12 protein-coding genes and 1 pseudogene are annotated in these 16,574 nt (G+C 43.4%); 1 reads left to right on the top strand and 12 read right to left on the bottom strand.

The genetic code is table 11. The features are described 5' to 3' along the window. From V7D75_RS01195 to epmB, 3 genes and pseudogenes are all read right to left on the bottom strand, one after another. Positions 1-593 (bottom strand): annotated as a pseudogene (locus V7D75_RS01195) (EAL domain-containing protein); the annotation flags it as partial. Positions 594-783: 190 nt separating this feature from the next. Next, entirely contained in the window at positions 784-2,652 is a 1,869-nt protein-coding gene (locus V7D75_RS01190) for a hypothetical protein (protein ID WP_333613068.1), read from the bottom strand. 272 nt (positions 2,653-2,924) lie between these two features. After that, entirely contained in the window at positions 2,925-3,932 is a 1,008-nt protein-coding gene (gene epmB / locus V7D75_RS01185) for an EF-P beta-lysylation protein EpmB (protein WP_333613067.1), read from the bottom strand. A gap of 174 nt (positions 3,933-4,106) precedes the next feature. Here epmB and efp point away from each other — a divergent pair, with 174 nt between their 5' ends. Continuing rightward, entirely contained in the window at positions 4,107-4,679 is a 573-nt protein-coding gene (gene efp / locus V7D75_RS01180; protein WP_102077618.1) for an elongation factor P, read from the top strand. Between the two features lie 98 nt (positions 4,680-4,777). Here the strand turns inward: efp and V7D75_RS01175 are convergent, their stop codons facing one another. The 9 genes from V7D75_RS01175 to V7D75_RS01135 form a co-directional block, all read right to left on the bottom strand. After that, positions 4,778-6,592 carry a GAF domain-containing hybrid sensor histidine kinase/response regulator gene (locus V7D75_RS01175; RefSeq protein WP_333613066.1) on the bottom strand — a complete coding sequence of 605 codons (1,815 nt, stop codon included), beginning with the start codon at positions 6,590-6,592 and terminating at the stop codon, positions 4,778-4,780. Positions 6,593-6,613: 21 nt separating this feature from the next. After that, positions 6,614-7,420 (bottom strand): tRNA threonylcarbamoyladenosine dehydratase, encoded by an 807-nt coding sequence (locus V7D75_RS01170; RefSeq protein ID WP_442968895.1) that lies wholly within the window; start codon positions 7,418-7,420, stop codon positions 6,614-6,616. A 166-nt stretch (positions 7,421-7,586) separates the two neighbouring features. Beyond that, complete coding sequence (locus V7D75_RS01165; protein WP_333613064.1) at positions 7,587-8,573, bottom strand: TatD family hydrolase; 987 nt, start codon at positions 8,571-8,573, stop codon at positions 7,587-7,589. Between the two features lie 51 nt (positions 8,574-8,624). Next, positions 8,625-8,804, bottom strand: a complete 180-nt coding sequence (locus V7D75_RS01160) for a hypothetical protein (RefSeq protein ID WP_333613063.1) — start codon at positions 8,802-8,804, stop codon at positions 8,625-8,627. 324 nt (positions 8,805-9,128) lie between these two features. Continuing rightward, positions 9,129-11,393, bottom strand: coding sequence for a type II secretion system secretin GspD (gene gspD, locus V7D75_RS01155; protein ID WP_333613062.1), 2,265 nt, complete (start codon positions 11,391-11,393; stop codon positions 9,129-9,131). 111 nt (positions 11,394-11,504) lie between these two features. After that, entirely contained in the window at positions 11,505-12,425 is a 921-nt protein-coding gene (locus tag V7D75_RS01150; protein WP_333613061.1) for a type II secretion system protein N, read from the bottom strand. Next, on the bottom strand, positions 12,422-13,162 hold the full coding sequence (gene gspN, locus V7D75_RS01145) for a type II secretion system protein N (RefSeq protein WP_333613060.1): 741 nt from the start codon (positions 13,160-13,162) through the stop codon (positions 12,422-12,424). The genes V7D75_RS01150 and gspN overlap by 4 nt, the downstream gene beginning before the upstream one ends. Positions 13,163-13,464: 302 nt before the next feature. Further along, complete coding sequence (locus tag V7D75_RS01140) at positions 13,465-13,788, bottom strand: H-NS histone family protein (protein ID WP_333613059.1); 324 nt, start codon at positions 13,786-13,788, stop codon at positions 13,465-13,467. 429 nt (positions 13,789-14,217) lie between these two features. Continuing rightward, positions 14,218-16,574: type I restriction endonuclease subunit R (locus V7D75_RS01135; protein WP_333613058.1), on the bottom strand; the 2,357-nt coding region annotated here is incomplete at its 5' end.

Raw genomic sequence — 16,574 nt, 5'->3', positions numbered from 1 at the left:
GCTATCAAATCAATCACAGGTATGCCAATAATGTCATTCATTGACTCAAAACCAAACAACTGCAAATACGGGTCATTGGCAAAAATATGAATACCTTGATCGATATAAGCGACGGCACTTTTGGAGTTTTTAATCAGAACATTGGCGCGCTGCTCTGCTTCAGAGATGACATGCTGCAAAGTTTTAAGCTGTTGACGACTGCGTAAGTTATCATGGAGCAAACAAATCGCCATGACTACTGCCATTTCTTGCTCGGCGCTCAGCGCTTTGACCATTGTGCCATTTAAAATAGAAGGTAAGCCCGCTTCGTTATGAGCATTGGCTATCGTATCTTTATTTATCAAACAAACCGATGGCAAATCAATACCTTGCTCTTGGACAATACCGACCACCTCGGTAAAGTTCATATCATAAGCTTGCCCAAACACCAAGGTATCCCATGGCTGGCGTAACGCCTTTAGCAGCTCCTCTTTATCATCTAAAAACCCCAAGTTCACACTATCATAATATGAACCTAGCAAGTCGACGATACGCTCAGCATAAAGCTGGTCGTCGTCGATTACTAATAAGTTTAGGATGGACTGAGTACGCATAAGAAGCCTTTTAAATGGTAGTAGCGGTTTTGTCATTATAAACAATAATGTAATCGACTGCTGCTTAAGTTACAACCTCAATGCGATGTTATAAACTCTTAAATAAACTTAAATCAAACTCACTTAGCCTATGATCAAGTCTTAAGTATTGAACGTCCTAAACTTATCTAAGCTATTAATAGATAACTATTTAAAGTTGTACCACTTCATATTGGCTAAACTCGTCGTTCATCATTAAACGCCGTACCAAGCGTAATGTTTTCTGTTTGGTATTAATACGCATCATGACTTTATCTCCTACTTGAAAATGAGAAGTCGGCACGATCAAACTACAGGCAGTCTGTAATTGCTCATCGCCCCCAACGACAAACGCTGGTACAAAATGCCGACTGCGATTGTCTCTATTGTGCAGACGAATGCCACAGGCAATGAGCTGATGACCAAGTACTTGCCAATCAATTTCAGGATTTTCGTTATCCATCTCGCGCCAGCGTACCACCCCTATTGACCAAGCATGTGACGCAAATTCATAAGGACGACATAATAAAAAAAGACTCATAATACGCAGTGACGGCGGTGTTATAGAAGTCAGCACATCATTATTAGCAATCCTTGCTATATCTTTTATCGCTTTAGGACTATAGTCTTTTTCGAGGGTATCCTTTGTCTCTCTGCTTTTTATTGATGCCTCAGGGCCAAAAAATGAATGAACGTTTTTGCACGCCATATGCTCAGCCGTTGCTACTGGCTCTTTTGGTTTGGGCAATAGTCGCAAGGTACGAAAAACGGACAAATCGTCGTTATTGACAGCGCCACCATTAAATCTACCGTCAAATGTCTCTACCGCTAACCCTTTATCGTTGGCATGTTTTTTTGGCAAGGTATCGTAGCGAGGTTGCTGATAATCTGGCAGCACTTTAGCGACAATCAGACTTGACAAGCTTTGCTGGTTACTGACGCGGTAATGAATGTCATTGAATCCCGTGATGACGTGAGCCTCTTGTTTGGCACTTTGCTTGATAGGTAGTGTCAAGCGAGGCTGGATATAGCGATAGCTTAATGTCATGGCAACCGTGTTAAGCAAGCAATACTCAGCTCCTTCTCGACCTTCATCGATAAGTGTATCGCGACGCGATTTCAAATGAGCGACCAGCGCCGCTAACTCGATAAATACACAATCATGATGGGCATCATAAGGATTAATAGCACAATGGGCGGTCAAATACGTTGGTGCGCTGTCACTATTTAAATTGACGAACACCCTTGTCTCTGTCTGCGGTTCTACCGTTATAATAAGGTATTCGCTCCACTCTAATAGTAAACGCTGTACCATCAAGATATTGGCTCGGCGCATGGCACGCACGTTTAACAAGCTATGCAAACATAACTGAGCATATAGCTGATGGATAGTATCCGCACAGTGGGTGGTAATATAAGCACTGACATCAATAACCACTGTCCGCTGTTGGCAAGCCATATAGTAGAGCTGATTAATATTAGACCATAAGGACGCTGTAGGCTTTTGATAGCAAAGCGCTTCTTCAAACAGTAACTTTTGATACATCAGCAGCGTCTGATAGGTCGCAATGGCCAAAGTAATCGGCGAGGATTTGTCATTGGTAAAATAGCGCTGCCACAGATTGGTGGTTGATTGCGACTCATTATCTGCTAAAAAAACAATCTCTCGTTTTATAACGCCGTCGTAACCCATAATCATTAAATAGTACAGCGACTTCACGTGTGCCACATAATCCAACTGATAAGCGTTGAAAGCCTGCGTCTCATAGATATAATGCTGACGCAGCAGCGCAATCAGCTGATTGGCCGCATCCAGCACAATATTAAATAGCGTCAGGCGTTGTCGATCATCTATATTTGCCGTGCGCAATTCTGTGAGCACTTGTTCTAACTGCTCTATTTGCTGCATCTCTGCCTGCAAGGGCAACAGCGTCGCCCATTTGCGCAAATGCTGCTCATCACTATTAAACGATTTAGGCAATGGTTGCGATAAGGGCGTATCCGTTGCTAAATACTGCTGAAATGTCGATAAATTTACCATTACTATCCTTAGTAATTGCGTAGGCTATCAATAGAAGTCTATCTCTAGAATTTACCTTTATAGACGACGCTTAGGCTTAAACCACTTAACCAAAAAACACTTCCGCACAAACCTCAAATCCGACCGCTAACTGCTCTACAAATAAGTCTGATCTGTGTCTTTTTAACGGTGCTGATTTATGGAATTTTTTAAACTTATCACTAAAAACGACTATTAATAATAACTTAATCGTTATTTGTTTACTAAAATTCCGATGTACCATATTGCCTATTTTAAGTTTCATTGTAAATATCAATCGGTACTTTAAAAGGTTTATTCGGCAGCTCGCGCACCAATTTTGGCACTAAATAACCAGGTAAAGCGGCGAGTAACGCCCAGTACAGCGCAATAGCCGCGCGCTCGTCACTATCAAAATGGGCAGCACCAGCCACCTTATCCAATACGTGTAGATAATAAGGCAGGACGCCAGCGGCAAACAAGCGCTGACTCAATGCCGTTTGCACCGTCACGCTATCATTGATACCCTTTAACAGTACCGCTTGGTTTAATAAAGTGACGCCCGCTGCGCGCGTACGCTGCAAATACTCAGCGGTCAGCGCATCAATCTCATTGGCATGGTTACAATGAATCACCATGACGATTTGGCAGCGACTTTGCGATAGTCTATCTAATAGCGCCTCATCTAAACGCGCTGGAATGACCAATGGCAAACGGGTATGCAGCCTGATGGTGGTCAGTTGCGGAATCGCCTCTAAGGTATCGAGCCAAGCAAATAGCCGCCTATTAGTGACATTTAACGGGTCGCCGCCGCTTAAAATCACTTCGTTAATCTCAGGATGGGCACTGATGTAATTGATAATATGCTCTTTGGCATCGGCGGTTGGCATATTGGCGCTATAGTCAAAATGCTGGCGAAAGCAGTAACGACAATGGATGGCGCAAGCACCGGTAATGGTTAATAAGACCCTTGATTGATATTTATGCAGTAAACCTTTCACCGGATTGTGCGTATTCTCGCTTAAAGGGTCTGCCACATAACCGGTCACAGCGATTTGTTCTTTTCTATTGGGCAATACTTGTTTAAGCAAAGGGTCATCACCGTCACCGACCGTCATTTTTGCCACAAAACCGCGCGGCACACGCAGCGTAAAATGTTCAGGTATATAAACCTCTGAGCGCAATGATTCAAGCTTTAGTAGCTCAAGCAACTCATCAATAGAGGTTATCGCTTCGGATAATTGCGTTTGCCAGTTTTTTTGTGTGATTAAATGGTTTATCATGACAACCTTATACCTGTGCCCAAAAGCCGCTATTATACGCTCTTAGTACGTCCGCTATCAAAGCGTACGAATTATTCATAAAACCTAGAGCATCATAGGCAGCTTTAGCACAGCAAGGCGTAAACCCCACATCCAATTATTGATGACAATACTTACAACCCTTAGGAGTCTTCCGTGGCAAGTTTTTCTACTAACGAATTTAAAGCTGGTCTCAAAGTCATGCTCGATGGCAACCCGTATGCCATTCTTGAAAATGAGTTTGTCAAACCGGGTAAGGGGCAAGCCTTTAACCGTGTCAAAATGCGCAACTTACGCAGTGGTCGCGTACTCGAGCAGACGTTTAAATCAGGCGATAGCTTGGAAGCGGCGGATGTCATCGATACCGAAATGAACTATCTTTATAACGATGGTGAGTTTTGGCACTTTATGCACCCTGAGAGTTTTGAGCAATTACAAGCCGACAAAACCGCGGTTGGTGATGCGCTAAAATGGCTAAAAGAAAACAGTAACGCGCTTTGCACCATCACTCTATTCAATGGTGTGCCGTTATCTATAACGCCACCTAACTTTGTTGAACTGCAAATTACTGAAACCGATCCAGGTGTGCGCGGAGATACGTCAGGTGGTGGCGGCAAACCTGCAACCCTAGAGACAGGGGCTGTGGTACGTGTGCCATTATTTGTTCAGCAAGGCGAAGTAGTTCGTGTTGATACGCGTACTGGTGATTATCAAACACGCGTTAACTAAGCGTTTTTATTGGGTTTAAAACAAAAAAGCTTAACCGCTATTAGCGGTTAAGCTTTTTTAATGTCAAATGCTTTTTAGATAAGAAAACTATTCTTCCATTATTCTTCCATCGATTGCTTATACATCAGCCAGTATTGCACCAAGGCATTAAGCTGCTCTTGTTTAAAGGGTTTGGTGCAATAATCCTGCATACCGACATCAAGATACTTTTTACGCTCACCATCCATCGCATTGGCGGTCAAGGCGATGATAGGCGGCAATGCTTGCGGGTCATAAAGCTCATGCAGCTTAATCGTCGCTTGGACGCCATCCATAATCGGCATGTGATGGTCCATCAAAATGACATCATACTGCTCAGGATTTAACGCAAAAACCTCTATGGCTTGTTGTCCATCCGTGACGTGAGTGACGGTATGACCGCTATTATTGAGCGCTTTTTTGGCAATCATGGCATTGACGCTATCATCTTCGACCAGCAATATATGACCAATAAGCTCATGACTTGGTTCTGTCATAGCAAAGTCGTTTGAGCCTTGCCAGTTCTCGTAGTGTGCTTCATCAATAATAGGTAACGGCAGTAATACGGTAAAAGTCGTACCAATACCGACGGCACTGTCTACTTCGATATAGCCGCCCATCAGCTCTACCAAAGATTTACAAACAGATAAACCCAGTCCAGTGCCACCATAGAGACGATGAGTATAGGTATTAGCCTGATCGTAAGCATCAAATATTGCCTCTAACGATTCTGGCTTGATACCGACGCCGGTATCTGTAACCTCAATACAAAGCGTCATGTCTTGATGATTAACCGAACCACTATCATCAGTATTATAATGAGAAGCTTGCTCTACTTGTGGCTCATGACTGCATATAGACTTATGATTGCCGTATTTATCCTCACAAGGGTTGTTTTCCATGTGTTTAACGTCAATGGACACCCGTCCACCTTCACGGGTGAATTTGATCGCGTTATTGACCAAATTTACCATGATTTGCTTAAGCCGTACCGGATCACCTTTGATATAAGGCGATAATGCTTCGGTATAATGATAATCTAAGGTCAAACTGCGTTGACGAGCTTTGACCGCAAATAAACTCACCACTTCATTACAAAGGCTCGATATATTCATCGGTATAGAATCGATGGTCATTTTGCCCGACTCAACCTTTGATAAATCTAAAATACCGTTAATAATAGCCAATAAGTGCTCGTTTGAGACTTTAATATTATCGACGTACTCTTGTTGTTCAGCGCTGAGTTTGGTTTCAGCGAGCATCTCAACCATACCAATGATGCCATTCATCGGCGTACGTATTTCGTGGCTCATGTTGGCCAAAAACTCTGACTTCATCTCATTAGCATGCTTGGCATGGCGCTGCTGGTCTTGAAGCTTCAAAGCATCGGCAGCCATCGCAGCAAACTGCGCCAATATATCTGCGTCCTTATCGGTAAAATCGTGGTGCGCTTGCATATCCATCAAACACAAAGAACCCAAACGATAGGTCTTGCCATCTTCGTGCATAATAATAGGCGCGCCAGCATAAAAGCGCAAATATGGCGCTTCTGTCACCAACGGGTTTTGACTAAAGCGACTGTCCTCTGTCAAATCTGGCAGTACCAAAACCTCATCCGACAGGACAGTATAATTACAAATAGCGACTTTGCGTGACGTTGTACAAATACCATCGAGCCCGTGTACCGATTTTAAATACTGGGTTTCCTCATCCATAAAGGTAATAGCTACGACTGGCATATTAAAAAACAACTTCGCAAGCTCGGTTAAACGTGCAAAAGCTGGTTCCTCATTATTGTTGAGTACCTGATATTTTTTGAGTTTATTAATACGCTCAGCGTCTTCCGCAGCAACAGGATAACGATAACCAATTTCTGACGAGTTAGATGTAGACAAGATGGACTCCATTAATTCATATCAAACGCTTGGTTTAATCGCGGCTTGCTTGAGCAATAATTGTAATGCTTCACTAACCATCAGCATCGCGACCACTGAGGTGACGACGACCGCCGAACCATAGCCACCGCAATGCAAACCGCCTGTTTGACAGCTTTTATCAACACGCGGCGGCTCTGTCGAATAGACACATTTGATGCCAAATTTTTCTTTTAGTGCGCTATTGATGCCTTTTTCGTGGCGCAGCTTATTACGTAGCTTTGCCAACAACGGATCTTGGTAACTGTCCCGTAAGTCGCTTACACGAATCTGGCTTGGGTCTATTTTACCACCTGCTCCGCCTGCACACACCAATTTTAGTTTGTTAAAGCGGCAGTGCAATGCAATAGCAAGCTTGGCATTCATATCATCGACACAGTCTAAAATAACAATTGGATTTTTTTGCATAGCCATTTTTGCTTGCTCGCGCGTGGGCAATAATGCTGCGACATTATCCGTAGTCAAAAAGTCATCTATCAGATTTATTTTAACTTTCGGATTAATCTCACGGATACGTGTGGCCATTGCCGCGATTTTACTTTGCCCAAAAGTACTGTCTAACGCTGGCAGCTGACGATTGACATTTGACGCCACCACTATGTCTAAGTCAATCAACGTAATCGTCCCAACGGCGGTGCGCGCCAGCGCTTCTGCTGCCCAAGAACCCACCCCGCCAACGCCAATGACGTAAACATGCGCTGCGGCAAAGGTATCGACAGCAGACCCACCATACAATGTTTGCGTGCCTTTAAAACGGCGCTCATACTGCGCTGACGATTCATCAATCACAGCGACGCTATTAGCAGCAAGTTGTTGCTCGCTGCGCGCAGTGACTTCTTTATTAACTAAAGTATCTGTTTGATTTATAGTTTGCTGCAATTGTGTTTCTTCGGTCATAACAAATTAGAGCTCGATTAAAAGGTTGTTTATTATTAATAAGTATTTTGGGCTACTCTTAAGCTGGATAACGCCAATCGGTACGTAAAGCACTGCAACTGTTGTGCCACAATTGCTCAGCAAGAGTCTCGGTTGGCACCGCAAGTAATTCACTTAAACTGCCTAATACATAAGGTAAGTTGGCTGGGACATTTCTATTATGAGCGGGCGCATCGCCCCATTCATCATCTGGGCTTTGCCCAAGCGCTGACTGACTACCGCCGGAATTTTGGCACATTATCGGCGTCATATCTGGGCAATCCGTCTCGATGACCAAACATTCAATACCATAAGTATCAACCGCTGCTTGAATCGCACGGCGCAGCTTTTTGGCATTGGGATTGGTGACTTGACCGGTCACACCAAGTTTAAAGCCCAGTTTTACAAAGGCTTTTGCTTCTTGTTCACCGCCACTAAAACTATGGGCAACGCCGCCAAGCTCATGAGCATCATAGTCATGCGCCTTTAACAACGCCAATGCTTCAGCATGCGCTTTACGAATATGTAGCATGACAGGTAACTTGTGGCTCACCGCCATATCCAATTGCGCCTTAAAAAAACGCCCTTGCTTTGCGACCATATCAGATTGTTTCATCTCATCCGTAAAAGTATCCAAACCAATTTCACCAATGGCTAAAGGACGTTTGTCATTTAACATCTGCGCCATGTTTTCTAAATGCTCATCAGTATGTTGGTCGATATAAAAAGGATGCAAACCTAGGGCAATATGCGCATTGAGAGGTTTCTCTTTTTGCTTAAAGGTCTGTTCTGATACAGCGTGCGCCTGTTCATCAATAAATTCTTTAATTGCGTATAAACGGTCAAAGTGTCTGTGTAAATAACCGACCAATACCAAATGGCGCACGCCTCGCTGATACGCTTTTTGTATTTGCTCCTCTCTGTCAACATCAAACACAGGAGCGTCAAAATGGGTATGGGTATCAATGAGAGGAAAAATAGTAGGCAATTTCTCATTAGCGTTAAATGAGGCGTCAATCGTAGTCATCAATAGCCTCCAAATTTAATGGTTTTCATTATTTTTCTTAAATATAGACGTTTATTTTAGATTAGAGACTTTGTTAGCCGCTTTTTCGTCAGACCCTTTATCATCGTTATTATGATTTGATAATTGGCTATCGGCCTTTTTACTACTACGCCGCGGAATCAGTAATAGAGCCATAGCGACCGCACTTAAGATTAACCATTTCTTTTTCTTTTGATGATCAAGATTGCTCATTAGTGCCGCCTATAGGTTCTAGCTACTTTTAAGATTCTAGCCATTTTTCACTTATGAGCTTAAAAATTACTAACTTAAACCAGTCTACTTAAATGACAGTTATCTAAAGAATAATCTTAAAAAATTGCTTATAACAGCAATAGGTTATTAGATTCACTCTAATTATACGCCGCTTGAAGACGCCCTATGTTTATCTGTGTTATCAATACGCAAGCTAATGTACGGCAACGCTATCATGCCGTACGTTTAATTACGATCTTCATTTTATTTTAATCTAGAAGCTGTCGCTTGCCGCATTCACTCGCAAGCGCTCTATATTAGAATTTAGCGTTTTAAAGGATAAGTTGTAATGCCACTAGTACTAGGCGTATCTACTTTAGTAAACCCTTGTGAAGTTGGCTTTGGCGTTTGGTCACGCTTAGGTACCAATGGGTTAAGCGGCATCAGCTCATAGTCAGCACTGACGTTGCCATTCCAGCCTTCTGTACCACTAAGTGGCAGCTGTTTAATAGTGCCGTTTTTATCGATGACCAGTTGCAGGACGCGCATCTGATTGTATTTGCGCTCGGTCACACTAGCGACAGCCCCGCCATCACGTAAGATGGTCGGCTGTAAAAAGATAATTAAGTTACTCTTTTGCGTGCTGTCATTATCAGAGCGGAACAATCTTCCGATGACGGGTACACTGCCCAAACCGGGAACTTTTTGTTGGCGAGTGGTGGTGTTATCGCGCATTAAACCGCCCAAAGCAATGGTTTGCTGATCATCGGCTAGGATGGTGGTATTAATCAAGCTTTTATTGGTAATCAGGCCACTGGCATTGGCAGCACTGCCGGGTACTACGGATGAGACCTCTTGCGAGACCTCTAGACGTACGGTGCCATTATCACCAATATGAGGAATGACATTTAGATTGATACCGATATCTTGGCGGTCAATGGTCTGAAAAGGATTGGTCGAAGAATCACTGCCGGTAGTATATGAACCGGTGACAAAAGGTACGTTTTGACCGACCAAAATACTGGCTTTTTCATTATCCAAGGTCAAGATTGATGGCATCGACAGCAGATTGGCGCTGGTCGACGAATCAAGCGCTTGTAAGATTGCACCATAAAACTGAGTGTTGCCTTGGCTGTCTTTTTTACTATCGCCGATGCCAATCAACGCTCCAGCAATAGAGCCTGCTGCTGCACTAATATTTGCGCCACCTGATAACGCGGCGGCAGCAAGCGAGACGGCACTCGCGCCGACGTTATTAAAGTTGACCACGCCATAGCCACTATTGGCATTACCCAGCGCCCACTGTACGCCAAGTTGGGTAGCGTCATCGCCTGAGACCTCAACAATCGCCGCTTGAATCAAAACCTGGGCGCGGCGGCTATCGAGCTGAGCGACGGCATCCTCAATCTCAAACATCAGCTCGGGCGCGGCATTGACGATAACAGCATTTTGCGTTTCATCCGCGATAATGCTAAAAGGTCGCCCGCCGATACCATTACCTGTGCCACCTGAACTTGCCGTAGATAACGCTGCTCCCGTAGCGCCAGTACTGGTATTCGTAGCACTGTTGGTAAGCGCATTAGTATTATTGTTAAGGGCTGAGCCTGTACTACTGGCGCCGTTTAGCGAAGCTGACTCTAAGGTTGAGGCCGCACCAGCACTATTAATAGACTGACTAGCAAGCAAGCCGCGCAGCATCTCTGCAATGTGACCGGCACTGGCATATTTTAAGCGAAAGACGCGCAGACCACTTAAACGTCTCGAAGGCGTGGTATCTAATTGATTGACCATTTCTTGAACTTTGGCAATCATCTCCGGACTGCCTTTGACGAGCAGCCTATCACTAGAGGTATCGGCGATGACTTTTAGCTGATTACTGCCGCCTTGCGCTTGCCCACTACCCGCGCTTGCCACCAAGGCACTAATCAACTCCATCATACGCTCAGCGTCGACATGACGCAGCGGTATGACTTGCAAACTGTCATTAACGTTGCTGTCTAAATCGCGAATAAGCGCCGTGAGCTGATTAAGACTATCAGCGCGGTCCGACAATACTAGCGCATTAACGCCCGGTACCGCTGCGGCATGGGCGGACTGCGGCATCAGCGGTCGAATGACGCCGAGTACTTCTGCCGCTTGGGTATTGGTCAAATAAATCACCCGTGTCGCTAAGGCTTCACCGACACTGTCCCCGCGTAAGTCCACCGCCACGCCAGATTGTTTGGCGACGTTATCTGGTACCAGCTTAATGGTTGTACCCGAATCGATAGCGGCAATACCATTGACCTGCATGACACTTAAAAACAGCTGAAAAATCTCGTCACGCGACAGCGCTTTGTTAGAAATGACCGTCACATTACCGTTGATGCGCGGGTCGAGGACAAAGTTTTGATTGGTAATAGTCGCCACTTCATTAATAAAAGCTTTGATATCGGCATCTTGCAGATTAACTTTCCAGCTTTCTGCATTGACAAGCCCTGTACTCGCTGCCCATAAAGGAACGGCTAAACATAGCGGCCGACACAAACGCATCAAACGCTGCAAGATATGGTACAAAGACGTGACCGAAAAATTTTGAGAACTGACCATATTGATAATTACCTACAGTGATGACGCGGATATACTGATTTTCGTGCTTACTCAACAAATCTTTTGCTAAATATAATATGAACCAAATGTATTAACTGATGAAATTTCTAACTAAAACTGCTGGCGAATGGTGATAACTTGGTCGCCACGCTGTACTTCTATTTGTGCTTCGCCAGATTGTTTTACTTGTTGCAGCACGTTGGCATCTTGCCCAGGATTGCTGCCGACACTTTGACCATTGACGGTCAGTACCTTGTCCCCTGGCTCTAGCCCTAAGCGGTTACGCAGTTTGGCTGGCATGGCGGCGGTGACCTGATAGCTTTCTCCAGATGCCATCACTCCCATTCGACTTAAATAACTGGCTGGGTTTGACTGTAATTCAGTGACGGCTTCATCAATTGGCGACTGTGGCTCGCTATCATTACTTGCGTCACCATTTGGCTGCATCTCAGGATTGCCTTGCTCGGGCATCGGTGCATTAGACAGGTTTGGCAACATACTATTATCGGGCAAACGCTGATTATTTACTGCACCCGCCAGCATGGCACTTTGATCAAGCGGCATGGCTTCTGGCATTCTGATGACGACTTCTTTATCGTAAGCATCGGCGATAATGACTTCATTCCAATCGACGGCGACCAGCGTATAGTCACTGTCTTTTAAAGTGTCACCGATACGGTAATTTTTCACTTCGCCATTGACGTCCAGCATCGCCGAAGACAGACTCTCTGGTATGGCGATAAGCACACCTTTTAACGAAACATTGGGCGGCGGCTGTACGGGTGCAGCGATAGGATCTGGGTCAGCAAAAATGGCAAATAAACCACTATGATCTGTACTGGTGTTCGCCGTATTCTGTAAAGGAGCAAGTGGTAAGGCAGGCGCTAATGGCGCAGCCAGCAGCAACCAGAGTAAACGCGCCGCGCTCCAGCATAGCCAAACAATCGCTAATAGTAATAGTATTGCTGCAAAGCGATTGAGGGTATTAACAATAGGTTTTAAACGGCTAGATACATCGGCAACATTCATCATCTAGCCCCTAAGCCGTTAAGCAGTGGCTGGCGCACACTGACCACAGGCGTATCTTGTGGGGCTTGACCTTTATATTCTGGCATATTTTCTAGTAGACGCTGGGTTAAACTCACATCTAGCATATTGTCGCCATCGATATACAAATCGCCCAGGCGCTTGTCTTGATTATTGACAAGATTGATATGCAGCAGATTTTTATTATTTTTTTGCTCGGCGCTAAGCTCAGCTCGCAGCGCAGGCATGGTGAGATAAAAAACCTTACCGCCGCTAGGATAACCGACTTCACCGCCTACCCACGTTAGCTGACCGCCCGCTTCACTAAATCCCGCCGCATTTTTACCTGAGTTTTCGCTTGAAGTGCTTGCAGCATTAGCAGCTGACTGACGTTTTAACGAAACATTATTGACCTGAATTGGGGTATTAGGCAACTGCCAATCGACCACACTGGCTAAAGTTTCAGGGGCAATTTTACCGCTCATGTTTTGAATTTGCCATGAGCTGCTACCTACTTTCACCTGACCATTTAAGCGGGTCTGCTCTGAGCTGATATCGACTTCTGCGCCTAATTTGCCTAATAGTAGATGCCACGGCTGCCACGACCACTCAGCAGCACCGGTAAGCGGCGCTGTTGACACGGGCAATTGCCAAATCGCTGAGCCTTGCCATAAGTTGCCAGACACATGTTGTACATACGGCGTATCAGGGGCATATTTTTCAAGTAGCCAGGCGGCGGGCATTTGCAACACGGCAAATAGCGCGAAGAATATAAAGCCAAGTAGCCACCAGAGCTTGCGGGGACGCTTGTGAGACGACGTGGAAACGTGAGGCACGGTTAGCTAACTCTTATAGAAGACAAAAACGTCATTATCATAGCAAACAATGGCATACAGATGACAGAAAAAAAGCCAGTATCTTTGCACCAAAATAGTGGCGATAAAGAGACTGGCTTTTATCTAGCAACTTATTTTATGAAAACATCATAATTCATAATACATGAAAGCAGAATAAAATAAGCCTTGAACCAAGAGTTTTTAAATGGCTAAATGGCAAAATCTTCAAGCTTGCGACCTGACGCTAGTGCATCTACCAACCAAGTTGGTTTGCGTCCGCGCCCAGTCCAAGTTTCTTCGCTATTATCGGTATTACGATATTTAATGCTGCGTTTTTTCTCAAGCTTCTCGCCCGCTTGTAGAATTTCTTCGATGCTGGCATCGCTTTCTTCAGCGATTTTTTCAAACTGCATATAGGCGTCATATAAACGCTGATGCTGTTTTTCTTCAATCAATTGCTGCGCATTTTCAGTAATCGCGCGTAGCTCATCAACGTTTAAACTATTTAAATCTATGACGTTATTTTTGTTCATCGTAAACTCCACTTTTATATTAAGGTTATAACCGAGTTGGATTTTTACTAAAAACTTATGCGTAATAAAAATCGTAAGTAGCAGTAATATAAACAAAAATATAAACCGCCACAAGTATTGATTGATATTTAATAATAAATACCAGTAAGCAAATAATTATTTCCAAGAAAATAAACTTTTATATTAAATAGAATTTATCATATAAAAAAAAGAGCCTCTAAATGTAGGCTCTTTTCTCTGATTTAATCAACACTATTAGATTACGTATTCCTCAAAAAGGTTATACATACCTATTAATAACTTAACAACCCTAAAATATAGGTACTATATAGTCTTTAATAAAATTAATATTAAAAATGTAAAGTAAATTGTAAATAATATCAATTTTATAGCTATAAACTTTACACTTTTCTTAATTTGCCAATTAATTTAGCTAGCCCATTTTTCGTCATTAATAGCTAAGTGCTGTAGTAAATCAAAAACCTGAGTCACCTTGTTCTCGAATATTTCTTTATCGTAGGAATCAGGAAGGTCTTCATCTAAAACCTCTTCAATGAACGCACGAACCTTTGCTTTAGTATGAGAGTCTCTCCACCAGTCCTGCACTAGTACTTTAGGTGATGCATCGATTAGAGACTTAATAAGATCTTTAGCCGCAAGCTTAACTGCCTGCTCTTCTTTCTTCGTCAGTTTATCTTTAGCCAACAAATCAAATACTTCCAACTCATCTTCTGTCAAGCCTTCACGAACATGCCGCTGATCTTCCTCTTTTAAGTCTTGGGCAAACTTTTGTAATTCTTCAAAGAATTCTTCCGTTTGGGTTGCTCCTGCATTATATCGGTCAATTATATTACGATACCGCTCTGCAAAATTTACTCGCCCTTGATTGGTTTTAAGCATCTGTTTGATTTTTTTCTCAATGAATCTCTTCATATCTGCTATGGCGATATGTTTATGCTCAGTTTGCTTAAACTCGGCTCTCAACTGCTCGAAATCTACATTAGCGAGATTCCAACTAGCGCTTTTAGTGATTTGGTACTCGCTTACTGGTTCTGCTACTGAGCTAGTATTGTTACCATCTACTACAACACTACGATCTAGTAAGCTTGAAACCTGAGCGGCCTGCTCATCCAAATCATCTTGATCAATCTTATTGGCAATAAACGTGTGCAAGAACTGCATAACACTAACAATAGGTCTTGGTTGACTAAGAATCGTAGGCTTAGCCGCTTCATACAGACTAGCAACTACATTAAAATGTACATTGAACGTTTTACGTATGAGATCTTGCGATAGCATAATATCTGCATAATCAGCAAACAAAGCGTTTTGCTTGAAAACTTCTTGAGCTTCAATAATTTTCATCAAATCTACTTCATGAGATAGACAGAATGTAAGTGTTTCCGCTATCGCTTCATCCAATAAATTAATTAATACTGACTTGTCTTGTACAGGGTCTGTTCCATCTCCTGAATCCGTGCCTTGACCATAATCTTTTAGCGCAGACTTAAGATTTCTGAATACATTGTAGTAATCAATAATCTCACCATTAGTTTTTTCTACCAATTGCCCGCTATCATTTCTAGTCTTAAAAGAGGTCACACGGTTCGCTCTTGCGATGGTTTGCATCAGCGTATGACCCTTCATGGGCTTATCAATGTACAGCGTTGAGACAGTAGGCGCATCGAAGCCTGTTAGCCACATAGCACACACAAAAACCAACTGTAATGGATGCTCAGCGTCCTTAAAGTCATCTTCTATATCTCGACTGTTGGGTTGCTGCTGCGTCAGTCTATTGATATGCTTTTGGATTTCCAGTCCCTGCTTTTCAAAGCGCTCTTTTTCAGAGGCAGGACTACTGATAACAACTGCCATTTCAACGTTCTGCATATACTTAAGACGGTTTTTAAGACGGACTTTTTCTAAATCATTCTTAGTTTGGTTGATTTGACCTTGTAGCTTACGTTGTTCTTTTTTCCATAACTCCGTAACCTTGTCATACATGCGAACCGTAGTGAACTGATCAACAGATATCACCATGCCTTTACCACGATACCCACGTCGAGGGAAATGGTAAACGATGTCGGCTGCTATAGTATCCAAGCGATCATCACGCTTGATGACCTCAAGCTCTTTCGAGAAGTTATTTTCTAATTTTTCTCGCTGTGCATCAGACAGATCTTCGTCTTCTAAGATCTCCGCTAACTCTTCATTCAATGCCTCATTCTGTAGTAGCACCTCTGGGACACGCTTTTCGTAGAACAAAGGTAATGTTGCATGATCTTCAATAGCTTGCTGAAAGGTATATTCGGACACATACTCACCAAACCACTGCTTAGTTTTCTTCTGTTTGAGGATCGGTGTACCTGTAAAGGCTAGGAAATGTGCGCCTTTGAGTCCTAAACGCATGTTGTCAGCGAGCGTATCATATTGGGTACGATGCGCCTCATCGACTATGACGATAACCTCTCTTTCATCTTTATCATAGAGCAACGGGTACTTCTCACCCTTCTCATAACGGAACTTCTGAATGAGCGTAAATACAATTTTCAGGTTCTGTCCTAGCATTTCACGCATCTGATGACTATTTTTCGGCTTAGCAATTTCCGTCTCTTTTACCGCCTCTGTTGCCAAAAAGTTCTTGGAGATCTGCTTGTCTAAATCATCTCTGTCAGTGATGACCACAAAGCTAAAATTACCTGCACACTTACGGAACACTTTACGGATAAAGAACACCATGGCAAAGCTCTTACCTGAACCTTGCGTATGCCAAAATACGCCCAAAC

Origin of the sequence: Psychrobacter sp. (genome assembly GCF_036731945.1) — a bacterium.
In the GTDB taxonomy this organism is placed as follows: domain Bacteria; phylum Pseudomonadota; class Gammaproteobacteria; order Pseudomonadales; family Moraxellaceae; genus Psychrobacter.
The sequence above is the reverse complement of the archived record's forward strand: the minus strand, read 5'-3'. Positions and strand labels throughout refer to the sequence as shown.